Below are 23,242 nucleotides of genomic sequence, written 5' to 3'. Positions count from 1 at the left end.
TTATGCTGCTGGCGAAGATATTCCGCCAGCAGCAATTATTTCTTTATGGTATCACTTATTTAGGAATAGTACCATCCACACCCTGTACAAACCAGTCCATGGATAGCATATCTGCATCGGACATTTTTTGGCCAGTAGCAATTCTTTCCTTACCAGTTTGATCTTTTACCGGTCCATCAAACACATCAAATTTGCCTTCCAGCAATTCTTGTTTTTTGGCTTCGACTGCTTTCTTTATATCTTCACTAACCATAGGACCATAGGGAGCAAGTCCAACAACGTTATCAGACATTGGTCCCCAATACTGTTCACTCTTCCAGGTTCCAGCTTGAATGGCTTTAATGGTATTTACATAGTAGGGGCCCCAATTCCAAACTGCAGAGGTCAATACGGCTTTGGGTGCCATTTTGCTCATGTCACTGTTATATCCAATACCAAACTTACCCTTTTCTTCAGCAGCCTGTTGAGGACCAGGGGTATCTTGGTGCTGGGTTACCACATCGGCTCCTGCTTCTAATAAACTCTTACCTGCTTCCTTCTCAGCAGCAGGATCATACCAGGTGTTTGTCCAAACCACTTTTACCTTAGCGTCAGGATTTACTGACTGAACACCCAAAGTAAAGGCATTGATACCACGGATTACTTCGGGAATGGGGAATGCTGCAACATAACCAATTATGTTACTTTGGGTAGTTTTCCCTGCCACAATACCAGTTAGGTAACGGGCTTGATACATGCGGCCAAAATAAGTTCCTGCGTTTTCAGCAGTTTTGTAGCCAGAGCAATGGAGAAACTTAACATCGGGGTATTTTTGTGCCACTTTAATAACACTATCCATATAACCAAAGCTGGTAGCAAAAATAACTTTGTTTCCCTTTTCAGCCAGTTCGGTTAATACCCTCTCGGAGTCTGCACCCTCGGGGACAGATTCAATATAGGTGGTTTCAAGATTGGGAATTTCTTTTTCTAAATATTGGCGTCCTAAATCATGGGCGTAACTATACCCTCCATCACCTACGGGTCCTACATAAATAAAAGCAACTTTTAATTTTTCATCTTGGGCAGCGTCTTTTTGCTCGTCTTGAGCCTGGGGTTTATCACTACCGCCACAACCTACTAAAGATAATGTAAACATCAGAGTTAATACTAGTGCGAACAACTTTTTGTAGTTCAATTTCATTCTCCAATACCTCCCATATTTTAATCACTAACTGATTTTAGACCTTCTCTCCATCCCCCACCCCCTGAAAAGAACTACCTAGATGTTAAAATACGTAGCCAAGAAAATTTAGCATGAACTTATTAAAAACGAATAAATAAGATACATAAAATACCACTCTAAAGGAATAGATTGTTTTTCTTTTGCCAATACTTGGTATATAAGTAATTGTTTAATAAAATTGAGGAGGAAATACATTGCAAGGTAAGGTTAAATGGTTTAATGCCAACAAAGGTTACGGTTTTATTGAGTCTGAAAGTGGTACAGATGTTTTTGTACACTATTCTGCTATTCAATCTGATGGTTATCGTACTTTGGAGGAGGGTGAACCAGTAGAGTTTGACGTTGTTGAAGGTACTCGTGGCCCACAAGCTGCTAAAGTGATAAAACTGTAAACAAAGTTTAAAGAATAAAAAATTCTGAGTACAAAAAAGCCCAGCACGATAGGTTTCCTCTTATCAGAGTGAAACCTACCGCCTGGGCTTTTATCCCTCTAGGTGTTGCGTAAAGGTATACGCCTGTACCGCTTGGACCAAACCAACCTATTATGGCTGTGGAACCCTAGGTACACTTTCCCTCCGTAGTCAGGCAATTACGGTTGCCCGGTAGAAACACTTAGGCCAATTCCTAAGTATATACGGATAATATTCACTTTTATTTTATGTCTCAATCCTACCAATATTTTATACACTTGTCAATTAGAAAAACTGTGCTAAAACCAAGTATTTGTCGATATATCAGTTTTCCTATAGCTTCTAAAGAATTCTGGAAAAACTTTCTGAAGCCATAACCTAGGGCACAAGATTATCTAATTTCCCTTTAGGGTATGGCGTCAGTCATAGCTTACTTACTCATCTTTGATGTTTTATCTCTCCGGTATACTTAGAAAGTCAAGGTTATCCCGGACTTTTTTAGTTTCTCTGCATAACATATAGGGTAGTCATCTTTTATTGGGTCCCTTCACAAGGAGGTTTTATTTATGGTTATTTGCCCTTATTGTCAAAAAGAAATAACAGTTAATCAGGATACCTGCCCTCACTGTGGAGTGACGCTAATTTATTTTTATTGCTGCAAAAGGTGTAACCAGGAGTTTGCTGCTACTGGTACTCTAAAATTTTGTCCACTCTGCGATGCTGATCTGTCTGATCAAATGAACTAAATTTTCGCCACCAACTCTGCTTCCTTACTACCAGATCTTATATAATAAACGTCCCTAGCTGCTACTTGAACAAGTTCCTTCTCTGGATAGCGCAGGGCAGTTAATTTTCCCCCCATGGCACAACCAGTATCAATATCAATGGTATTATTTTTAAATATAGGTTGTTCTACAGGTGTGTGTCCATAAACAATTAAAGCATGACCACGATAATGCTTGGCCCAGTCTCTTCTAACTGGTAGACCCTCAGGTGTAACTTCTCCTGTGGTATCCCCATAAAGGCAAAAGCTTGTAATTCTTTTGTTGACCTGACCAATCATATTTTCTTTAATACCTGCATGAACTGTTACTAGATTTCCATTATCAAGGATTAAGTATAATGGCGCATGCTCATAAAAAGATATGAATTCCCTTGAGAAAATCTCCCTTTCTATATTATTAAGGGCTGTCAATTCCTCTACAGTTTTTTCCATACCATACTTTACCTGTACATTTCTCCCTAATAGATATCTGTATAATTTATTACAATGGTTACCAGGTACATACAAAGCATAGTTCCGATGAACCATTTCCATGACCAAACGAATACTAGCCAAACAATGGGGTCCTCGATCACCTAAATCTCCCAAAAAAATTAGTTTTCTCCCTCTGGGATTAATAAAACTTTGTCCTTGCACCATGTAACCCAGTCGATGTAAAAGTTCCTTTAACTCATCCAAACACCCATGTACATCACCTACAATATCAAAGGGACCTTTTTCATGTCTTTGATCAATGTGCAAGGTATCCCCTCCTTTAAATATTGACTAGAATCTCCAGACTAAAAAAACGTCCGGCTAACCGGACTTTTTATTAAAAGAAATCGTCATCATCATCTTCCTGTCCTAACCAATCTATAAGTGGGTTGTATCCTAACACACCTACTGCAACATTTTTGATACCCATTACAGACATAGTTTTACCCAGAAAAGAATTTCGATAATTTTCTGATCGACCAAGTCCTGTGAAGGCAATACCTCCTACAATACTTAACAATCTTTCATTGGCATTCATATTGCGACGCATATTGTTCACCTCCATATTTTATTATGGTCGGTGTACTATCATGTCTATCGTCGTAAATTATGTAAAGATAGGAATATAATTGGTGATATCTTCTTCAGCAAAACGTTTCATGGGCCTGTACTCTTTAAAGCCGCAGTTTTTACACACTAGTAAGTGAACACAACACTCTTCGGTATAACCTTTATAACCATCTTCATATATCTCTTGATCCAAATAAGCACTGTAAGGATCGTAAAAATCCTGTACCAGCCCTGAATCTGCAAGGTATTCACCACATTTTGGACAGCTGACAGTCAAAGTAAAAAGACCGTTGCATAAAGCACATAATTTATCCACAAATATCACCCCACCTTTATACTTAGAATTATCTTTCCCATGAAAGATTTTTTCATAAAGAAGGGGGAATACAAAATTCAAGATTTAATCTTTTCACAATGTGAACAATTGGGCACCACCAATTTTCCTGCTAGCAAAGGTTCAAGTTTTCCTAAACCACTCCAGCGGGAGAGTATAAATGTCACAACTAATGCTAATAAAATCCGTCCCCCAAGTATGATGGAACCATCCGCACCTATGGCAATAAAAAGTGCAGTATCTTCCACAACTGAGTGGCAAAGAATTAGAAAAATATTAATTAAAAACAAATCTCTCCAGGACAAGTGTCCTTCCTTTACACTATCAATAATAACACCTGCCCCATAGGCTAATCCAAAGGTCAAGCCAATCAGAATGGGAAAAGCTCCTTCCTTGGGTAGCCGAAAAAACCTCATCGCAGGTGCCATCGATTTTGCTATTTTATCTAATACATTCAGGTCCCGTGCGATTTCTAGTATGACCATCATTGGAATAATAATTAATGCCATCTGTAAGACATTTTTAAAACTTCCCGTTAGGGCGACTTTGATTATTTCCGTCCAGTTCATTTTTTACGTCCTTCCTGTAGGGATTTAACTATACTTAAGTTTATAGAGTAATATTCAATATGACTCCTGCGAAAATAGCAAAGGCCATGCGACCTAACCCGATAACCCAGGGATTGATGCCTGATTTTCCAGCCACTGCGCATTCCACTGGTAGGGTATGGGAAAAAAGCAGCATCATAGCAATAATAGTGATCTCTCTAGGCTCTAAATGCAGTGATGTGATTACTCCAATGGCTGCATACATATTTAATACATTTCCGATTACCAAGGCCAAAGAAGCCTCTCCGGGCAAACCCACATATTTCATAAAAGGAGCACAAAAATCTGCAATTTTAGCTAATAGAGGAGTAAAACTTAAAATTGTGACAGCTACATAAATTGGAACCACCACCTTGGAAAGCATCCAGGTGGTGGATAGGCCCTTATGAAAACCCCTTTTTAGTGTATTCACTGTAACCAATTGTCAACAACCTCCGATGTCCTTATTTTTTACATATGCATTTTAGAATTCTCTAAATTAATTTAATTCCCTGCTCCTGACCGTATAACTAGTAAATAGTATAAAGGACAGCTAACTCTGTCCTTTATACTATTTATACCAATACTCTACTATCGCCCACCCTACGAGTAAGACGCTCACGATCCAAGGATTCCAGTAATGGCAAAATATATTTTCGGGAAGTGTTTAATAAATCTCTGGTTTGGGCTACAGAAATTTCCTTGTTTTCTTTTAAATATTCAACAATCTTGTCCTTAGCCTGGTGATATTTTTCTGCAGATAGGTATAGCTCATCATCACCTAATTTAAGCAATTTACCTGTACGAAGTAAATATTGTAGATATTCCTGAGCCTCTGTATCCTTTAATCGATATTTTTTTATTACTTCAGTCCAGGATGGTGGTTGAAACTTGCCCTCTTCAATGGTTTTAAGGATACCATCAACGATAGTCTGTTGACTATGAGCTAAGTCTCCAGTAAATTCAGGGCTGGCCAAGGTCTTATCATAAAGCTTAACGACTCCATCGACTTCCATAGACTGTAATATGTACTGAAAATTTTTATTGTTAGTAAAGGAAAACTTCCTAGAGCGTAGTTCTTCCTTCGGATAACCTTCCCTTAAGGGAAACTCCCGATGATAGTTTATAACCATACTTTTTATTTCCTGACACCATTTACGGTAAAGCGGCAGAGCTAGCAACAAGTGCTTTTTATCTGCGACTATAGACTTAATCTTTTGCTCAGATACAAGTTTTGACAAACTAATCTCCACAGCCTCACTGCTGAGTCCAGTTCCTGCAACAATTTCTTCTAGGCTAAAGAGACCCTGTTTATTGGCCAAAAATTGGTCTATTAACTCCTCTGGAGTTCCTTTTTCCTTAGTGGCAAGTGCCTCAATTACTTCAGGTCGGTGGCGTTTATGCTTAGGTGCATTTGAGTCAATAACCACACCCCCGCCGATGGTTCGCATAGGGGAATAGGAACGAATAACAAATCGGTCACCTTTTCCTGCAATACCCTCCTGCTCTAATTCCAGTTGGGCATAGACCTCCTGATTGGGCTCCAATTCCTCCCTATCTAAAAGTCTAACCCTTCCCAAAATCTCATCAGTTCCTAAATATAAGCGAACCCTAGCACGATTTTTCAAGGGCTTTGCCGCGCTTTCTAATAATAATAGCTTAACATCCATGCGATGAGATGGTTCCACACTGTTGGGTGTTACCAGTACGCTACCTCGCTTAACATCATCCACTTCTAAGTTTGTTAGGTTTACAGCAGTGCGCTGCCCTGCCCGGGCTTGCTCTACTTTTTGACCATGAACCTGAATGGAGCGAACCCTAGAAACCAATCCCTGAGGCATTATTCCTACAGTATCGCCGACCATTACACGGCCAGCCTGCAAGGTACCGGTAACTACTGTACCAAAACCAGTCACCGAAAAAACCCGGTCAATGGGTAATCTAAGATTGCCAATGCTAACTCTTTCTTCTGTGTCTTCAACAAATTTATCAATTAATTGTAACAGTTCTGGAACTCCTTCCCCTGTTAAGGAAGACACTGGAATAATGGGTGCTTGGCTGAGGACCGTTTTTCTTAAATATTCCCTGATTTCCTCAGTTACCAAGGCAAGCCATTCTTCATCCACCAAATCCGTTTTTGTTAAAACTACAATGCCCTTTTTAACCTGTAGTAGTTGAATAATATCGACATGCTCCTTGGTTTGGGGCATAACACCTTCGTCAGCTGCAATCACCAACAGGACCAAATCTATGCCGCCAACCCCTGCCAGCATATTCTTTATAAAACGCTCATGTCCAGGAACATCAACAATACCTGCCTGCTTACCACTGGGCAGCTTTAATTGGGCAAATCCAAGCTCTATGGAAATTCCTCTTTCTTTTTCTTCCTTGAGGCGGTCAGTTTCTGTTCCCGTTAATGTTTTTATTAGCTGAGTTTTTCCGTGATCAACGTGACCGGCGGTACCTATAATTATATGTTTCAAGAATGAGCCACCTCCCCAGAATTTATTGTTTTAGCCAAAATCTCAGCCAGCATATCAATTTCATGGGGTTGAACAGTACGCAGATCTATCTGATATCTCCCATCTCGAACCCTGGCAACAACAGCTGGTTCTGCCATACGTAATTTTACAGCAAGCTGGTCAACGGCAATATTTTCGACCAAAATAGTCAATATATAGGTGGGCAGTTCAGCAGTTGGCATAGAACCTCCACCAACTTGGGAAGATCCGGTAATAATCTCTAAATGTACCTTTGTTTTCAGTAATGACTTAAGTTTACTCTCTAAACTCCGAGCCCTGATCAGTATTTTCTCTGTATCTTCTGTAAGCATACGTAGTGTAGGAATGTTCCTTAGTACATTTTTCTCATCTATATACTCTCTCAACGTGGCTTCCAGTGCTGCAACTGTAAATTTATTGATACGAACCGCACGGGTTAAGGGATTTATCTTCATTTTATCAATCCAATATTTTTTCCCTACAATGATGCCTGCCTGGGGCCCTCCCAGCAGCTTATCACCAGAAAATGTTACAATATCAGCTCCGGCTGCAACGGTTTCTTGAACACTTGGCTCTTTAGGTAACCCATATTTGGCTAAATCAACCAAAAATCCGCTGCCTAGATCAGACATAACCGGGAGGTGACATGTTTGTCCTATTTGTACCAATTCTTCCACGGTTGTTTCTCTGGTAAAACCAACGATGCGATAATTACTCGTATGTACATGCAACAGAAGTGCAGTATTTTCCGATATACCATGCTGGTAATCTCTGGGGTGAGTTTTATTGGTAGCGCCTACCTCTACTAAGATTGCTCCGCTTTGTTCCATAACTTCTGGAATACGGAAGGAACCTCCGATCTCAACCAACTGTCCCCTAGAAACTATAACTTCTTTTCCTTTGGCCAGAGTACCCAAGGCAAGTAAGACAGCAGCTGCATTGTTGTTTACAACCAAAGCAGCTTCTGCACCCGTAAGCCGAGTCAATAGCTCTTCCACTGGTTGATAGCGAGAGCCCCTTTTTCCTGATTCTAAATTAATTTCTAAATTACAAAAAGAAGATGAAACTGCATTTACAGTATCTCTGGCGTTCTCTGACAAGAGAGCTCGACCTAAATTTGTATGTAATACAACCCCACTGGCGTTAATAACTCTTCGTAAGTTAGGCTGAGTTTGTTTTTCCACCAAAGTAACAGCCTTTTGTATCACCATCTCTTGCACTTGCTTTAAGTCATCAAGTTGACCGTCTAAAATTGCACTTCTAATTGAATCAATGGAATTGCGGATAGATTCAACTACCACTGCTCTAGGGGTGGTCAGCAACAGCTTTGCAATAACCTCATGTAACATTATTTGGTCAACTTTAGGTAGTTCTCTTAGTAAGGTTTTATGGTTTTGCGATTCCATACAGTTCCTCCGTTACTTTTTCTTCGTTCATTATAGGTCACCCCTTATGTAAAATGCAAGAAACCCAGCATTAGCTGGGTTTAACATTTTTCTTTTGACCTACTCCATAAATCCTTTTTCAGCATTATCTAAATTTATGAACATCGTTTTTCGAGCCTCAAGCTCATCACCTTTTATTATGGCCTCGAAGATTTTTTTATGTTCTTCCAACAGTCTAGTAGGTGTACCTGGTACTCGGTAAAGCTTTTCGCGGACTGTAACCATTTCTCTTTTCATGGTTTCTGAAATGGAGCTCATTAGCTTGTTTAATAAAGAATTATGGGCTGCCGCACAGATGGTGTAGTGAAATTTAATATCAGAGATATCTCCTAGGTTACCTTTCTGAATATCTTTTTCCATTTCATCCAGGGCTTTTTTTATCATTTGAATATCTTCTTCTGTTCTTCTCTGGGCAGCTAAAGCAGCAGCTTCCACCTCAACAATCTTTCTTAATTCCAACAACTCAAAGATGCTATTTTTTCCAGTTTGAACAGCTAAAGACATAATATCAGTCATAGATTTAAAACCCATTTCACGAACAAAGGTTCCTTCTCCAGGTTTTATTTCAATAATACCAATGGCCTCTAAGGCACGATAAGCTTCCCTAACCGCCGAACGACCTACTTCAAGTTTCTCAGCTAACTCCCGCTCCGGAATCAATTTATCCCCAGGATTAAGGTCTCCATGTACAATCATTTGCTTTATTTGCTCAACTATTTCTTCGTAAATCTTTTTTGTTTTTATCGGCTTAAAATCCATCGTTTACACTCCATCAATTTTATTCCATAGTTAACTAGCAAAAAGCCTTGTACCTAATTATAGCATAAAGTTTCTATTAGCTGTTAGCTATTAGCCTTTAGCTTTTAGCTTTTGAACTAATGACTAATAGCTAATAACTAGACCCCAAAGAATACCTCATAGGCTTTATAAATCTCCGGTCTTCTACAGGCTAGAAAAAAACTATTGGCCATAGATGAAGCTTTTCCTTTTCGAATTGTGTTTATTTTAGAACAATCTAAAGTTACCACCAGCATTGATTGCTCTCCCCTAAAATCCTCTGCTATAACATTGCCCTTTGGATCAATAACCATGGTGCCACCGCAAAATTGATGGCCATTTCCATCTTCACCTACTAAATTACAGGTAGCCACAAAGACAGAGTTATCATAGGCTCTGGCAGCCAGATATTTTAACCAAATAGCCTTGCGATCTCCCACTATGGTTGGGGATGCATGGGGCGTGAAAACAATTTCGGCTCCTTGCAGTGAAAGAATAGTTGTCATCTCTGGAAAGTGAGTATCCCAACATATTTGCATGCCAATAACTGCTTTCTTCGTAACAAAGTGTTTGATTCTATCGCCAGCTTGATAATAAGGCTGTTCACTGTTTCCCAGGTGAGCTTTGCGATAGTACTCAATATTTTGGTCAGGTTTAACAACCAAATGAGTTATAAAGGGCTTACTTCCCTGGTTCTTTTCTGCCATGCCGGCGAGGATGATAATGTTGTTGTCCACGGCCAGCTTTTTAAGGTTTGAAACTACTTCCCCTTCCAAGCTTACTAGTAACTGTTCAGGCATCTCCCGGGCATATCCTTGAATACACATCTCAGGAAAACATATAATATCCACTTCGTTTAGTGCTGCTTCTCGGATAAAACTTTCCATAGTGGCTAAATTTTTGGCAATATCACCAAAGGTTGCTTGCATTTGCACCAAGGCAATTTTGGTATTTTCCAACGGGGTACCACCCTTCATTTAGCTTTTAGCTATGACTAATATTATACCGCGCCTTAAGACGCGGTATAAATTAGGCTTTTCCTACATTTTTTAGTATTTCTGTAATATGCTGAGGCTTATTCATGGTGTATAGGTGAACACCATCCACTCCATTATCCAATAGGTCTTGGACCTGATTACTGGCATATTCAAGGCCAGCTTTCTCCATATCTTCTGGATTATCACCAAATTTATCAACCATTATTAAAAGTTTTGCTGGCATCGAAGCCCCACATAAAGAAATAATTCTCTTAATTTGTTTAGCATTTAGTACCGGCATGATCCCAGGTATAACCGGACAATTAATATTGACTCTGCGGGCATTTTCCAGGAAGTTATAAAAAACTCTATTATCATAGTAGAGCTGAGTTATAAGAAAGTCCACACCTTGTTCCACTTTATACTTTAACCAATGTAGATCGTCACTGAGGCGTCGACAATGAATATGTCCCTCAGGATATGCTGCTGCTGCCACACAGTAATCACCACTGTTTTTAATGTGTCTTACTAAATCAGAAGCATACTTAAAGTCAGAATCGGAGAAGTCATAGCCTTGGGCATCTGCTGGTGGGTCACCTCTTAGGGCTAAAACATTTTCAATATTTTCTTCCTGTAATCCCTTTAGGATTTGATTAATCTCATCCACTGTTTGACCAACACATGTTAGGTGGGCAAGGGCTTCTACTTTATATTTGTTTTTAATTGTCGAGGCAATTTCCTTTGTTCTATCCCTATTGCTGCCTCCTGCCCCATAAGTTACACTGATAAAACCGGGATTAAGTTTGATCAAACCCTCTAGAGTTTGATAGACCGTTTCCACCGGAGCAGTGCTTTTGGGAGGGAAAATTTCAAAGGAAATAACTGGTTTCTTTTGCTGGTATAGATTAGAAATTTTCAAATATATCACCTTTGTCTATTTCAGAATATCCTTTGTCTATTATAACGCTACACGACCAATGGGGAAATAAAAATATTTCCCAAACCTTACATCTATCTTAACTATTTCAAGAGATCCTTGTTTTATGTTGCCAGGGTTTATTATACTATTTTATGTAAATGATAGCTATTATAAGCATAATTAATATATCAAGGAGGATTTATATGAGTACAGATAATAACTTGAAGGCTTCCTTTGCAGGAGAGTCTCAGGCAAACCGTAAATATTCAGCCTTTGCAGCTAAGGCTGAACAGGAAGGATATCCAGCTGTGGCCAAACTGTTCAGGGCAGCCTCTGAAGCTGAAGCCATCCACGCTTTAAGTGAGTTAAAAGCTATGGGTGGAATCAAAACCACTGCAGAAAACCTTAAAGCAGCCATTGATGGCGAAACCTATGAATTTACTGAAATGTACCCTGATTTCATTAAGACTGCTGAAGCAGAAGGTAACAACCTTGCCAAGCGAACCTTTCACTTAGCCAACGAAGCTGAAAAGGTACACGCCAAGTTATACAAAGAAGCTTTAGAATTACTGGAAAGCAAAGAAGATGCTGATTATTACCTATGTCCAGTATGTGGATACATTCATAAAAACAATGCTCCCGAAAAATGTCCCATCTGTGGTGCCAACGCCAATGCATTCAAAAATGTTGGTTAGTAGAAATGGCCGTCTGCCTTCAGTTTTAGAACCTTGGAAAAAGCCATGGGCCTGGGGCGCTTATTAGGAAACTAACCTTAACGGATCAGCAACTGAGGGGCAGGGACGATAATATAAAAAGCGAGATGTCTAGAGATCATCTCGCTTTTTCATTCGCCCCATATTGACAACCGTACCCTTTCCTCAATAAGACCACTTTTGTAACAATAATCATAGAAGGTTAACAAAGCCCTTTTATGGTCTTCTGTAAACTCGTTATCAATGACCTTAAAAAACTCTTCCAAAACATCCATGGGCAGACCACTTCTGCGCCTGCCTTTTTTCAATACTGACATCAGGTTATCCACCCCATACTGTTTGGCCTCTAACAATTTACTACAGAGATTACCAATCTCCTCTTGATTATCTTTAGCAAAATCCTTGTGGGTAACCCATAAGTTATAGACCATACGTTCACCGGTAAATTGCTTCCAAATTTCGCCCAAATCGGTAACGTAATAGGGTAAGTTCGCCTGCTTGACCCTCAAGTGAGCTCTCATGGCATCATCGCCAATCAATAAAGCACCATCACCTTTGATCATCATACTATCAAAATCCGGCTGCATGGTAACAAAGTTAGCTTCCAAATGGTAATAATGCTGAAAAAGCACCTTAAGCAAGGCTACCGAAGTAGCCGAAGTAGAAGTTAAACAGACCTTTTTACCTTCCAATTCTACAACTGGTATTTTACTAAATAAAAGGGCATTTTGCACTGTTCCATCTGCACTTACAGACAAATTTGGTAGTATTATGCATTGATCAATATTTCTGGCGTATTCAATAGATGAAATAGGAGCTATGTCCAATTTACCAGCCAAAAACATTTTATTTAGCTCTGACTGTGATCCTTTGATCAACTCACCATCAAAGGCCAGAAGGCCTTCCTCCAAAGCATGGAAGACTAGTAGGGTATTAAGATATTCCGCCTGTCCAAACCTTATTTTGGCCACTAAAAACCCTCCCAAGACCTGTACAGGTATCTCGTTCAAATGGTTATTTTCCTGCACTTTTTGTAACACTAATTCAACATAACCTCTACCGCTATAATCTATCACCCTAGCTACATAGTGCGCTAGGTAGAGGGGAACGGACACACTGTGATTTCGTTTCTCACTGATATTGGAGTAATTTCCTCCTACAATTTTATTTCATTAACCATCAATCCATGACACTTAAATATGCTCTTTTTAGGTCATAATACTTGGTACAAAGGATTACAATTATTAGATACCATTTATTAGACAACCTTACGAACTGTCTGATCATTTTGCCATAGAGTTTGAAGAATTTGTTCTAACAATATTTTTTCAGGGTAATTTGGTAATTTCTCCAGTACCGATTTCGCCTGATTATAATATGTTAGTAAAATTTGTCTATCGTAAGAATTCCTTTGACTTAATCCAAATAACATCCCTAAATTATGGCCATATTCATTTAATAACATCTGATCTTCCTGCGATGCACCTGCCAGATTTCCTGCAATAGTTGCAGCTCCTGCCAGCAATTCAGCCACTTCCAAACGTGTTACTTCATTAATTAAATGATTATTTAATCTATTTTGGTTAACTTTTCTTAGAATGCCACCTTCATGGATGTGCCCTATGATATCAGCTAATGGACGAAGATACTGAAGTAACTTCGCATCACATAAGTTTGTAAAGAATTTTCCATAAAGATAATCCCCTACTAATACAGGAAACTGAGTCCCATCCTTAGGGTCAACTGTATGGGACTGTACGTTTGTATCCGGAATTTGCTTATGAATTTGAGAGGCCATAAAAATAAACTGCACTATTGCACCAAGAGAAAGTACCTTGGGTGATCTGTAATTATATAACCTTGCAACGGTAAGTACCACCGCCGGACGAATGAAACTGTCCATAGGGGAGAATTCCAAATGGGCATAATCTCCTACATGACCGGCTTTAACAAGTAATTGACCCTTTATATTATTATGAATAGTATGAATATCTTCCCGAATACTTACAAAAATATCGCCTGACATCAACGAAAGCCCCCTTTTTGGCGGTTAACTCATTATTATTTCGTTAACAAATCTGAATTTCCTCTTTTAAGTATTTGGAAAAAAGGCATAAAAAACTGACGAGCTTCGCTTCATCAAATGATGAGCCAAGCTCGTCAGGTCGTGCTACTCTTGGTACTAATAAATATCCCTCCTATGAGTTTACGGCCACCAAGTGCGGCGCCATACCAGGCAGGATTCCTCTCTTAGTCTCCTGAGCAGCCATATCCTTTGCACCAAATTCTCTGGTTAAGAAGTTGCATGCATCCCAGGGATTCACTGAATCACCGCAGGTAAAGACATCAACCGCAGCGTAGCCTAATTCAGGCCAGGTATGAATAGCCAGGTGGCTTTCACTAATTACTACTACCCCACTAACTCCCTGAGGGCTAAATTTATGGAAAACATACTCGCGGACCTCAGCCCCCGATTCCAGTGCTGCGTTAACCATAATCTCCTCAACCCTTTTTACATCGTTGAGGACTTCAAAATCACAGCCATAGATTTCAGCCAAGACATGGCGGCCCAATGGTTTCATTATAGTTATCCTCCTCCATTTCTTCAATTAAAATGTTGGAATTAACCAGCCCAAATGACAAAATTATCGGGCTGGCCAATTCCAACCAAAATCAATTTTAGCATAAACAATTTCCTTGTCAATAAAATCTTACACAATATTCGCCTATAATAGTCAAATATATTAATTTGTACCACAATTCACTTGTTTATTGCATTTACCTAAACATTCTTTCACAGTATATAGGTTTTACTCTCGCTTACTTTACATATTAGACTTACATAATCATATGTTTATTCTTTTGCCTTTGTTCAGATAAAACCAAGTATACCAACGGCGGTGCACCAAAAATCATGGTAGTGGCTGCAGCCACTACCCCTGAGTCATTAGCGGCAAAGGCAACTAGGGCTCCCACAATTACTCCAATAAACCCCTTAAATAAATAAGGGTATTTTACCCTTAATTTTTTAACCACACCATATGGGCGATAAAAAAGTAAAGCTAATATACCTAAGCTTGCAAGTAAAACCCTACTCCATACAGTATACCTCAAAAGCTTCATGTTCATAGACCATTTACGCTCAATTATTTCCAGAGCATAGGTGGGATTTTGTAGTAGTAAGGCTGCTGTGGTTCCCATGTGAGAACGCAAATCCACTGGTCTGCTTAGGTCGTAGACTACAAATCCTGATACAGCTAATAACACCAAAATTCCTACCAAGATAACCGTTCGGAATCGGAATCGTACACCCAACAGTAAAAGAAAAGTAACCAAAAGTCCCGTAGTTGCAGCAATTGTACCCCCTACATTGGTACCAATATGGGGTGCTGCCATTACATAAATGGTAAATAGATACACCAGTCCACTTATTACAATTAATGTCCGTCTCTGCTTCACCCAATATTGAATGGTCGCCGTAGTTCCTATAATTAAGGAACCGATCAATACTCCCATGTATTCATTGCCAATACCATAAAATCTTGCTCCAACTATGGGATCATAGCCCAGTAGGGATTGTTTCTGTAAGTTAGCCGCATTGACTAAATCAATTAAAATTGTTCCAGCAGTGGCAATGCATATAAATATGAAGGGATCTAAACCCGTTTTTCTGTTTATCAAGATAGCTAATCCCGCAATTATCAAAGCTAGTACAACCAATTGAAAGGCCATGATTGCCACAGACGTACTTGGTAAAAGGGGCAAGATTAACTCCACCAAAGGTACAGACATAACCAAAAGTAGCAATGGTTTAATCATTTCACATATATGTTTCTTCAGGAAAATTGCATATAGACTTATTGCCAGAACCAATAGTAGTACAAGCACATAGGCAGATTGTAAAGGTGCTCTAGCCTGATAGGTATTGACTAATTGCCTATTAAGGTCAAGCAAATATTCTAGACTACTGCCTTCAATTTGTACTTGTGAACTCACAAAATAACGCCCAGACATTTCTGCCCTTGGTTCAATTCCTAAACACTTTAATACCGTGGGAGCTATATCGGTGTTCATGATAATACCATCCCGCTTGGTGGTGCCGGATGTCAATAAGGTTCCAGGTTCAAACTTCGGACCCAGTGCCATAATAGGAGTCAGGCGCATATTATCCTTAACCGCCTCTGTGGTCGGGGTTGGTGTCACAATAAGTAATACTTCCTTATTGAAATTCATTTGACCAGCTAAATTTCCTATAAACTGATCTATTCTCTCCTTTGCCTCTTGGCGTTGCTTCTGATATGCTTGATCCGTTGCCAAATCTTTTTCTTCATATAGGCGAGTCATATCTCCGGTTTCAACAACAATAAAAGATGCTTTTTCCCTGTATTCCTCTATTTTAGCCAGTAATTTGTCAAAATCAGTGCGATATGCGCCAATATTTCCTTGTTGCTGCAATAAAATCGATTGATCCACAGCCCCCAAATCTGTAACTCCCGCTTCATTCATGGATATAGTGGTAATTAGCCTACGGTGAATTCCGGTTGTATCACTGTTGCCGACAACGGCGGTTTTTTTACCTACATCATTAATAGCCTGACCTAATGCCCCTGGAATTGCAGGATAATTTAAATCTCCATTGGTTCTTATTAATTTGCCAATTGCCAGTTGAACTACAGATTCTTCCGAAGCAGTTGACCCTGTACGGCGCAAGTATTCAGTCCCTGCATTCACATCTAAAATTTTTTCTTCTATATTAAAGCCATTAAGGGCTTCTCCGGTACCAATCAGGTGAGCTCCGCCGCCTATTGTTAGATATGTATGGTCTGAATAGATACCTGCCCCTGTATTGTTGTTTAATAAGCCAAGAGCTCCTTGTTTAGCTAAGGCTTTAAGATTGGTCAGTCCTTCTTCTTCATAGTCCTGTAGAGTCAGTTTATCAACAACCACAAGAATAACTCTATCAACAGATTCTTTGGTAGCTTCAGCTGAAGCTAAATTTATAGGTCCCAGAGTAAAGCATATTAATAATAAACTGGCAAAAAATTTATGCCAGAAAGAATTGATCAATTTTATCCCCCCACAAAATCCCATAAAATATTTATCGATCAACAAAAATCTTTTTTTCAAATAAGAGTTGTTTATACAGATCCATGGTCTTTTCTACCATAAATGTAATAGAAAATTTTTCATTTACATGCTTCTGTCCACATTTACCCATGGGTACTAAACGGTCCTTCTCTCCCAATAACCCAGCCAAAGCCACTGCCAAGGCTTCAGGATCCTTTGGAGGGACTACAATTCCACTTCTCCCATCTAGAATTGCTTCAGGAACACCTCCCACACGGGTAGCAACAATCGGTTTAGCTGCGGCCATTGCTTCCAATATAGTTAAAGGTAATCCTTCCGTTACAGAGGGTAGCACAAAAATATCCAAAGCAGCGAGAACTTGTGCAATATTTTCTCTCATTCCCGCAAAAACCACCCGGTCACCTAACCCTAGGGACAAGACTTCCTTTTCTAATTCTTGCCTCAGGGGACCATCTCCCACTATTAATAAAGTTACATTATATTCTTTAAGGTGGGAAGCTGCCTTTAGTAAGTAACTAATACCCTTTTGAGGTGCCAAGCGTGCGATGGTTCCTATTACCATACCAGAAACGGGTATATTTAAGTTTTTTCTAATTTCCTCGTTATTGTAATCTATGTCGAACTTTTCAATTTCAATCCCATTATAAATGGTCGTTAATCGTCCAGATGATATTTCTTCTTTTTCCATCAATTCTTTTTTTAACGCGTCCGATACGGTAATAATCCTATCAGTGAAACGTGCCAAAATTTTTTCAATCATGGCATAGATTTTTTTCTTCCACCAAGGCCATTCTTCATAAAATATACTGTTATGAGCAGTAAAAATAATCACCGGTGTTCTGGCAATAATGCCAGCAATTCGACCGACAAGTGCTGCCTTTGAGCTATGAGTATGTAATATTGTTGTGCGGGATTGGTGTAAATATTTAACTAGAGTATGAATAGTAGCATAGTCCTTTGAGGGTGATATTTCACCTTCTAAAGGAATGGGGATAAGGTTGACACCCATATGGTATAATTCTTCCCACAATACAGTGCTCGGCGGACAAGCCACAGAAATAGAAAATTTATTTTTATCAGTATAGCGAATTAAATTTATCAGGTGATTTTTCATCCCACCGGCTGCGGGCCTTACCACATGGAGAATTTTTATTTTGTTCAACGGTTTCCACCCCTGCAATTGTATATCATTTCCAAATAAAACCTTCTGTATGCATTCAACCTGTATTCGCCGCCTCTGATAAAATCACCTGCCCATAATATTATAAAAACATGTAAAAGACCGCCATTTAGGCGGTCTCGTGATTTAGCTTACTCTAATAGCCTCTGTAGGGCAGCTTTCAGCTGCTTCTTTTGCCGATTCTTCTTGATCCTGGGGAATCTCATCGACTATGGCATGGGCCTTTTCTTCGTCATTCCAATCATACACCTCAGGACAAGTGTCGATACATGCACCACAGCTAATGCAAAGATCTTGGTCAACAGATGCCTTCAACAGATTACACCTCCATTTTTTTGACGATAATATTTTACCTGCCAATACCGGTAATTATTCCCTGTTTTCTATAAAGTTAACCATGAATTAATGCCGGCAAACAACGGGTACAGGTCCAGACACTTTCACCGTTGAGTCTGGTAGGTAGTAAAGCCCTATCATGATCTTCACTACCGCAACGGTGACACTTTATTTCTACCCCTGGTGGCAGCCCTGATCCCTGTTTATTTTTGAGATTTTCTTCAACTGCCTTATGGTCAAAATCCATAGCCTCACGCTCCTCCAAAGATAATGCTCCTGTGGGACAGGTTCCCAGACAAAAACCAGCTCCATCGCACAATTCATCTTTTAATACCTTTGCCTTACCGTCGACGAGCTCAATGGCACCCTCCGCACAGGGAGAAACACATTGACCACAACCATTACATAACTCTTCATCAATTTTAACAATTTTTCTAATAGCCATATTCTTCTCCTTATCTATTTTTTAAATTTTGCCCAATCGGAAAAAATTAATGTTCTTCCATGTTAATTTTTCAAGAATTTTTCTGTATGTATTGTATCCTGAATCAACCAAAAAAGGTGTGATTTTCATCACACCTAATAATGGTCCCGCTCAGTATCCAATCTTTTTTCCTCATTTAGTCCAACGGTTGAAAATAACTCTTTAAATTTAAGGAAGTCCTCCAGCCTCATTACTTCAGTATTAGAATAGAAAACCCTTCCAAAATTGTTTACAGCACCCCAGGTAACTTTAACAATATCTCTATCAAATCCCTTGGTCGTCTTTGTCCTAATAAACAATTTAACAGACATATTTTCACCTACTTAGTTAAATAACTGATTAAGTTCAATTATAACAAAGGTTAAATTTAATGTAATGTATTGATCTGCTAAGACTAAAATAAATTAATATGCATATAGGAAAGTTTATCTCTCCTATATGCAAACAAGTGTTACTTCTGGCATTCAGAGGACATTTTAGCTATGTTATCAGAAACAGAGCTGCAGGAACTTGAGCTTTCACTTGCACAACTGGAAGTCATTTGTTCCATTTCTTCTTGAATCTTTGATGTACGTTTCTCTTTAGCCATTAATGTAACACCTCCTGCTAGTAGGTTATCCAATTTAGGACTTTTCACTCCTGTAAGGTTTTTCAAATTAATTATTAGACGAATATAGCATCGTGACAGCCGTTTGTGAATGTTTTAACTCTTGAAAAGATTCTATATATTATGAAGGATTTTGACGATAAATGTCTAATACTATTCTTCAGTGGTCATGCCACTAGATATTCAGGCCAAACATAACAACGAATTCTATTGTTGCAATAATCCTTGTATCATTGGTCATACCATTATATAATCATGACTTTATACCATGCATTTCTAATTAATCAGGCTTGGATATACTAACATAAGTGGTGACAAGGCTTCTAAATTATTCAATAGTGAGTTTTAAGTGAGTTTTAAAGTTTTTGAATATTTCAAACGGGAGGTGATTAACCCTTAAATTTGTTTAATAAAGAGGCAATCATAAATAACTAAACTTATAAGGAGGACCTCTAAAATTATGTTAGCACTTGCGGCCTTTGTGCCTATTTTAGTAACAATTGTGTTAATGGCAGCTTTTAACTGGCCTGCCAAAAGAGCCTTACCTTTATCTTTAGTCCTGAGTATGGGTATTGCATTAACTGTATGGCAAATGGATTTTCTACATGTAATTGGTTATTCTGTATTTGGTTTTCTAAAGGCAATTGATGTTTTGATAATTATCTTTGGTGCAATTTTAATTCTCAATACCATGAAAATCTCGGGTGCCATGACCACCATTAACAATGGTTTTAACGGCATCACCAAGGACCGTCGTATCCAGGCTGTTATTATTGGCTGGATGTTTGGTGCCTTCATTGAAGGTGCTGCTGGATTCGGAACTCCCGCTGCTATCTGTGGTCCACTGCTGGTGGGTCTCGGTTTTCCTCCACTGGCTGCAGCAATGGTTGCACTTATCTTTAACAGTACCCCTGTATCTTTCGGTGCAGTTGGCACTCCAGTATTCGGAGCTATGAGTACCCTGGCCGGTAACTTAAGCCAATTTGGTGCAGATCAAGAAGCCTTTAAATTAATTATGACCAAATGGGTTGCTATTCCCCACGGTGTGGTAGGTGTATTCATTCCTTTGCTGGGTCTTTGCCTCATGACCAAGTTCTTCAGTGAAGAAAAATCCATTAAGCCTGGCTTAGCTGCGGCACCCTTTGCTATCTTTGCTGGTTTAGCCTTTGTTGTTCCTTATATTATTACGGCCGCATTCTTAGGTCCTGAGTTTCCTTCTCTGGTAGGTGCCTTTATCGGTCTGCCCATCGTTTTACTTGCTGCAAAGTCAGGTTTCCTAGTACCTAAAGAAACCTGGGATTTCCCACACAAGTCCAAGTGGGAAGATGATTGGAAATCTGTTATGGAAGACAAAGGGGATACCGGCGAAGCGAAAATGTCTCTGGCTAAAGCCTGGGCACCCTATGCCTTAATTGCCATTATTCTAGTTCTAACTCGTATTCCTGCCCTTGGTTTAAAGGCAGTATTAACAGCTCAAACACTTACAATCCCTAATGTTATGGGCATTGAAAATTTAAATTACTCTCTACAGTGGGCTTACCTGCCCGGAACCATCCCATTTATTCTGGTGGCTCTGATTACCGCAGTAATTCATGGAATGAATGGTCAACAGGTTAAGCAAGCGTGGACTGATACCTTTAAGCAAATCACTGGTGCTGCCATCGCCTTGTTTGCTGGTGTAGGTCTAGTTCAATTGATGCTGAACTCTGGTACCAATGCTGGTAACCTGCCCAGCATGATGACTGCCATGGCTCAGGCTGCTGCTGCAATTTCTGGAGATGCTTTCCCCTTCTTTGCACCCTTTATTGGTGTACTGGGTGCCTTTATTTCTGGATCCAACACTGTTTCAAACGTCCTGTTCTCTTCCTTCCAGTTTGAAACCGCACGGATTCTGGCCATGCCTGAAGTATTAGTCGTAGGTTTACAGATTATCGGTGGTGCTGTGGGTAACATGATTTGTGTTAACAACGTAGTTGCAGTTTGTGCTACGGTTGGTACCATCGGTGTTGAAGGTAAGATTATCCGTAGAAATGCTATACCTTGCTTTATATACGGCATCATTGTAGCTACTGTGGTAGCAGCCATGATCTACAGTGGATTCAACCCCTTCCCAATCAAATAAGTATAAATGCGACAGCGGGGACGGTTCTCGCTGTCGCATTTTTTGGTTATTAATTTTGCGACAGCGAGAACCGTCCCCGCTGTCGCATTTAGTATTCTTTAGAAGGAAAGTCGATTTGCTTAAGGAACAACCTTTGATATCTTTCATCATTGGCCAATTCCAAATGTTTAAAGGCTGTTTGCAGATTTTCTGCTCTTTTTCGTTCCTGGTATGAAAGTAATATGCGAATGGCTCCTACTCCAGCGGCATTGCCAACCTGCTGTACTTTAGCTGAGGAGATTTTGTTTAAGAGACCAATTCTTTGGGCATTTGCTGGTTGTAAGTAATTACCAAAGCCCCCGGCCAGCAGCAAGTAATCGATTTCTTCCACCGTCAATTTTGCTTCTATTAAAATAACCTCAATGGCTGCGGCCACAGCTGCTTTTGCTAATTGCACCTCCCGGATATCCTGCTGGGTAATATTTATTGCTTCCGACAGATTAAAGATTGGGGCTAAGTCCTTTTTCAACCTTTGTTTTATTTTAAAGGATATTACCGGGGATAGTTCACTGGCATCCAGCAATCGGCCGTTAGTGTCAATGATACCTAGGCGAAGCATTTCAGCTAGGGCGTCCACCAGCCCAGAGCCACAAATTCCTTTTGCTTTGCCGCCTCCAATAACTCTCGTATGCACATCAAAATCTAGAGAAACCTCGTCAATTGCTCCGGGACCGGCCATCATACCCTGGTGAATATTACCCCCTTCCAGGGCTGGGCCTGCAGGGGCAGAAGCAGCCAGTAATTGGGTCCCCGCTTGTAATAAAAGTTCTCCGTTGGTACCAATATCCACCAGCAGCTTAGTTTCATTGGTTAAAGAAAAATGTTGCGCTAAACAAGCAGCCAAGGCATCGGAGCCCACAAAACCTCCTATGAAGGGCGGGAAATAACATACTGCTTTATTGGCTGTACGTATACCCAATTCTGCTGCAGTTTTATAAAAGGGCCCCTTTGCGTAGGGTTGAAAGGGGGCAGTGGCCAACCCCTGTAATGGCAACTGCAGTAATATGTGTATCATAGGTGTATTACCTACAGTTACAATTTCCCGTACTTGTTGAGGATCTACTTTAGCTTGCTTGGTGCACTCTAAGAATAGTAAATCTAGACTTTCCAATAATGCTAAGCGAAGGTTTTGATAGTTTGCCTCTTCCCTTATGGCATAAGCCAGACGAGTTATGACATCTGCTCCATAGAGAAACTGTCCATTTTTCCTTGATGCCACAGCCAGCCTTTTACCACTGAGGAGATCATAAAGATAACCAACCATTGTTGTGGTTCCTAAATCCACGGCCAATCCTAGTATAGGAACGTCTGCCCTAGCTGGATTTTCCACAGCTACTCCTGCACGGTGTTCTAACTCACCACTTTGCCTGATTATAAAAACCGGATCCATGGGGATCTCCCTGGCATGTCCTTCTTCCAAAATTACCAATTCCCCCATGGGTGGTACTTCTACTGTTAGGTTTTGATAAATTGGTGTTTTACAGGCTAAAACCCACTGTTTCCCGTTAACATAGGGGTAAACCTGCACCAGGCATTTGCCACATTGACCGGTCCCCCCACAGGGAGCAGCCAGATTAATGTCTAACATTCTAGCTGCTTCTAATATAGTTGTACCCGGGAGAACCTCTATGGCTTTTTCCATTGGTTGAAAGATAATTTGTACTTTACTCAAA

At 39.8% G+C, this 23,242-nt stretch carries 25 protein-coding genes and 1 riboswitch; of the genes, 4 read left to right on the top strand and 21 right to left on the bottom strand.

All coding sequences use genetic code 11. The features are described 5' to 3' along the window. Nucleotides 1-55: 55 nt before the first annotated feature. Nucleotides 56-1,180, bottom strand: a complete 1,125-nt coding sequence (locus ACYQ03_RS09310) for a BMP family ABC transporter substrate-binding protein (RefSeq protein ID WP_459909434.1) — start codon at nt 1,178-1,180, stop codon at nt 56-58. A 236-nt stretch (nt 1,181-1,416) separates the two neighbouring features. Between ACYQ03_RS09310 and ACYQ03_RS09305 the strand changes: the two genes are divergently transcribed. Beyond that, entirely contained in the window at nt 1,417-1,614 is a 198-nt protein-coding gene (locus tag ACYQ03_RS09305; RefSeq protein WP_459909433.1) for a cold shock domain-containing protein, read from the top strand. Nucleotides 1,615-1,780: 166 nt separating this feature from the next. After that, nucleotides 1,781-1,880, bottom strand: a riboswitch (purine riboswitch). A gap of 318 nt (nt 1,881-2,198) precedes the next feature. Continuing rightward, a complete protein-coding gene (locus tag ACYQ03_RS09300) occupies nt 2,199-2,378 on the top strand; it encodes a hypothetical protein (protein ID WP_459909431.1) in 180 nt (59 codons plus the stop codon). On the opposite strand, the gene prpE is transcribed toward ACYQ03_RS09300, so the two are convergent. From prpE to metF, 10 genes are all read right to left on the bottom strand, one after another. Next, entirely contained in the window at nt 2,375-3,157 is a 783-nt protein-coding gene (gene prpE / locus ACYQ03_RS09295) for a bis(5'-nucleosyl)-tetraphosphatase PrpE (protein WP_459909429.1), read from the bottom strand. The two genes, ACYQ03_RS09300 and prpE, sit on opposite strands and share 4 nt — an antisense overlap. A 70-nt stretch (nt 3,158-3,227) precedes the next feature. After that, nucleotides 3,228-3,440, bottom strand: coding sequence for a hypothetical protein (locus ACYQ03_RS09290; RefSeq protein WP_459909428.1), 213 nt, complete (start codon nt 3,438-3,440; stop codon nt 3,228-3,230). A gap of 57 nt (nt 3,441-3,497) precedes the next feature. Next, entirely contained in the window at nt 3,498-3,776 is a 279-nt protein-coding gene (locus tag ACYQ03_RS09285; protein WP_459909427.1) for a hypothetical protein, read from the bottom strand. A 77-nt stretch (nt 3,777-3,853) separates the two neighbouring features. Next, nucleotides 3,854-4,363: a nucleoside recognition domain-containing protein gene (locus ACYQ03_RS09280; RefSeq protein WP_459909425.1), complete on the bottom strand. Its 510-nt coding sequence runs from the start codon at nt 4,361-4,363 to the stop codon at nt 3,854-3,856. Nucleotides 4,364-4,403: 40 nt separating this feature from the next. Further along, nucleotides 4,404-4,814, bottom strand: coding sequence for a nucleoside recognition domain-containing protein (locus ACYQ03_RS09275; protein ID WP_459910787.1), 411 nt, complete (start codon nt 4,812-4,814; stop codon nt 4,404-4,406). A 142-nt stretch (nt 4,815-4,956) separates the two neighbouring features. Continuing rightward, entirely contained in the window at nt 4,957-6,864 is a 1,908-nt protein-coding gene (gene selB, locus ACYQ03_RS09270; RefSeq protein ID WP_459909424.1) for a selenocysteine-specific translation elongation factor, read from the bottom strand. Then, nucleotides 6,861-8,288: an L-seryl-tRNA(Sec) selenium transferase gene (selA, locus tag ACYQ03_RS09265; RefSeq protein WP_459909422.1), complete on the bottom strand. Its 1,428-nt coding sequence runs from the start codon at nt 8,286-8,288 to the stop codon at nt 6,861-6,863. The genes selB and selA overlap by 4 nt, the downstream gene beginning before the upstream one ends. Before the next feature lie 99 nt (nt 8,289-8,387). Then, nucleotides 8,388-9,086 carry a FadR/GntR family transcriptional regulator gene (locus ACYQ03_RS09260; protein ID WP_459909420.1) on the bottom strand — a complete coding sequence of 233 codons (699 nt, stop codon included), beginning with the start codon at nt 9,084-9,086 and terminating at the stop codon, nt 8,388-8,390. A gap of 137 nt (nt 9,087-9,223) precedes the next feature. Continuing rightward, entirely contained in the window at nt 9,224-10,063 is an 840-nt protein-coding gene (locus tag ACYQ03_RS09255) for a nitrilase family protein (protein ID WP_459909419.1), read from the bottom strand. 70 nt (nt 10,064-10,133) lie between these two features. Further along, nucleotides 10,134-11,000: a methylenetetrahydrofolate reductase [NAD(P)H] gene (gene metF / locus ACYQ03_RS09250; RefSeq protein WP_459909417.1), complete on the bottom strand. Its 867-nt coding sequence runs from the start codon at nt 10,998-11,000 to the stop codon at nt 10,134-10,136. Between the two features lie 203 nt (nt 11,001-11,203). Here metF and ACYQ03_RS09245 point away from each other — a divergent pair, with 203 nt between their 5' ends. Further along, nucleotides 11,204-11,695, top strand: coding sequence for a rubrerythrin family protein (locus ACYQ03_RS09245; protein ID WP_459909415.1), 492 nt, complete (start codon nt 11,204-11,206; stop codon nt 11,693-11,695). 149 nt (nt 11,696-11,844) lie between these two features. On the opposite strand, the gene ACYQ03_RS09240 is transcribed toward ACYQ03_RS09245, so the two are convergent. The 9 genes from ACYQ03_RS09240 to ACYQ03_RS09200 all read right to left on the bottom strand — a co-directional run bounded on the left by ACYQ03_RS09240 (nt 11,845) and on the right by ACYQ03_RS09200 (nt 19,390). Further along, on the bottom strand, nt 11,845-12,684 hold the full coding sequence (locus ACYQ03_RS09240; protein WP_459909413.1) for a menaquinone biosynthetic enzyme MqnA/MqnD family protein: 840 nt from the start codon (nt 12,682-12,684) through the stop codon (nt 11,845-11,847). A 287-nt stretch (nt 12,685-12,971) separates the two neighbouring features. Beyond that, nucleotides 12,972-13,739, bottom strand: coding sequence for a polyprenyl synthetase family protein (locus ACYQ03_RS09235; protein ID WP_459909412.1), 768 nt, complete (start codon nt 13,737-13,739; stop codon nt 12,972-12,974). A 172-nt stretch (nt 13,740-13,911) separates the two neighbouring features. Further along, complete coding sequence (gene speD, locus ACYQ03_RS09230) at nt 13,912-14,295, bottom strand: adenosylmethionine decarboxylase (RefSeq protein ID WP_459909410.1); 384 nt, start codon at nt 14,293-14,295, stop codon at nt 13,912-13,914. Between the two features lie 256 nt (nt 14,296-14,551). After that, nucleotides 14,552-16,780, bottom strand: a complete 2,229-nt coding sequence (locus ACYQ03_RS09225) for a hypothetical protein (protein ID WP_459909409.1) — start codon at nt 16,778-16,780, stop codon at nt 14,552-14,554. A gap of 31 nt (nt 16,781-16,811) precedes the next feature. Beyond that, the gene (locus ACYQ03_RS09220) at nt 16,812-17,963 is read right to left on the bottom strand and encodes a glycosyltransferase family 4 protein (RefSeq protein WP_459909408.1); all 1,152 of its coding nucleotides are present in this window, start codon (nt 17,961-17,963) and stop codon (nt 16,812-16,814) included. Nucleotides 17,964-18,107: 144 nt separating this feature from the next. After that, nucleotides 18,108-18,296: a ferredoxin gene (locus tag ACYQ03_RS09215; protein ID WP_459909407.1), complete on the bottom strand. Its 189-nt coding sequence runs from the start codon at nt 18,294-18,296 to the stop codon at nt 18,108-18,110. Nucleotides 18,297-18,372: 76 nt separating this feature from the next. After that, on the bottom strand, nt 18,373-18,762 hold the full coding sequence (locus ACYQ03_RS09210; RefSeq protein ID WP_459909405.1) for an ATP-binding protein: 390 nt from the start codon (nt 18,760-18,762) through the stop codon (nt 18,373-18,375). A gap of 134 nt (nt 18,763-18,896) precedes the next feature. Next, nucleotides 18,897-19,112 (bottom strand): hypothetical protein, encoded by a 216-nt coding sequence (locus ACYQ03_RS09205; protein ID WP_459909404.1) that lies wholly within the window; start codon nt 19,110-19,112, stop codon nt 18,897-18,899. 140 nt (nt 19,113-19,252) lie between these two features. Beyond that, nucleotides 19,253-19,390 carry a hypothetical protein gene (locus tag ACYQ03_RS09200; RefSeq protein ID WP_459909402.1) on the bottom strand — a complete coding sequence of 46 codons (138 nt, stop codon included), beginning with the start codon at nt 19,388-19,390 and terminating at the stop codon, nt 19,253-19,255. 478 nt (nt 19,391-19,868) lie between these two features. On the opposite strand from ACYQ03_RS09200, the gene ACYQ03_RS09195 reads away from it, so the two are divergent. Then, nucleotides 19,869-21,530, top strand: coding sequence for an L-lactate permease (locus tag ACYQ03_RS09195; RefSeq protein WP_459909400.1), 1,662 nt, complete (start codon nt 19,869-19,871; stop codon nt 21,528-21,530). A gap of 88 nt (nt 21,531-21,618) precedes the next feature. On the opposite strand, the gene ACYQ03_RS09190 is transcribed toward ACYQ03_RS09195, so the two are convergent. Then, the gene (locus ACYQ03_RS09190; protein WP_459909398.1) at nt 21,619-23,241 is read right to left on the bottom strand and encodes an ASKHA domain-containing protein; all 1,623 of its coding nucleotides are present in this window, start codon (nt 23,239-23,241) and stop codon (nt 21,619-21,621) included. Nucleotide 23,242 lies beyond the last annotated feature (1 nt).

Source organism: Desulfotomaculum defluvii (assembly GCF_054657375.1).
The sequence above is the reverse complement of the archived record's forward strand: the minus strand, read 5'-3'. Positions and strand labels throughout refer to the sequence as shown.

Excerpts from the sequence above, each read along its gene's own strand:
- ACYQ03_RS09310 (WP_459909434.1), bottom strand. The coding sequence starts at position 1,180 with ATGAAATTGAACTACAAAAAGTTGTTCGCACTAGTATTAACTCTGATG.
- ACYQ03_RS09300 (WP_459909431.1), top strand. The coding sequence starts at position 2,199 with ATGGTTATTTGCCCTTATTGTCAAAAAGAAATAACAGTTAATCAGGAT.
- ACYQ03_RS09290 (WP_459909428.1), bottom strand. The coding sequence starts at position 3,440 with ATGCGTCGCAATATGAATGCCAATGAAAGATTGTTAAGTATTGTAGGA.
- ACYQ03_RS09280 (WP_459909425.1), bottom strand. The coding sequence starts at position 4,363 with ATGAACTGGACGGAAATAATCAAAGTCGCCCTAACGGGAAGTTTTAAA.
- selA (WP_459909422.1), bottom strand. The coding sequence starts at position 8,288 with ATGGAATCGCAAAACCATAAAACCTTACTAAGAGAACTACCTAAAGTT.
- ACYQ03_RS09260 (WP_459909420.1), bottom strand. The coding sequence starts at position 9,086 with ATGGATTTTAAGCCGATAAAAACAAAAAAGATTTACGAAGAAATAGTT.
- ACYQ03_RS09245 (WP_459909415.1), top strand. The coding sequence starts at position 11,204 with ATGAGTACAGATAATAACTTGAAGGCTTCCTTTGCAGGAGAGTCTCAG.
- ACYQ03_RS09235 (WP_459909412.1), bottom strand. The coding sequence starts at position 13,739 with ATGTCAGGCGATATTTTTGTAAGTATTCGGGAAGATATTCATACTATT.
- speD (WP_459909410.1), bottom strand. The coding sequence starts at position 14,295 with ATGAAACCATTGGGCCGCCATGTCTTGGCTGAAATCTATGGCTGTGAT.
- ACYQ03_RS09210 (WP_459909405.1), bottom strand. The coding sequence starts at position 18,762 with ATGGCTATTAGAAAAATTGTTAAAATTGATGAAGAGTTATGTAATGGT.
- ACYQ03_RS09205 (WP_459909404.1), bottom strand. The coding sequence starts at position 19,112 with ATGTCTGTTAAATTGTTTATTAGGACAAAGACGACCAAGGGATTTGAT.
- ACYQ03_RS09200 (WP_459909402.1), bottom strand. The coding sequence starts at position 19,390 with ATGGCTAAAGAGAAACGTACATCAAAGATTCAAGAAGAAATGGAACAA.
- ACYQ03_RS09195 (WP_459909400.1), top strand. The coding sequence starts at position 19,869 with ATGTTAGCACTTGCGGCCTTTGTGCCTATTTTAGTAACAATTGTGTTA.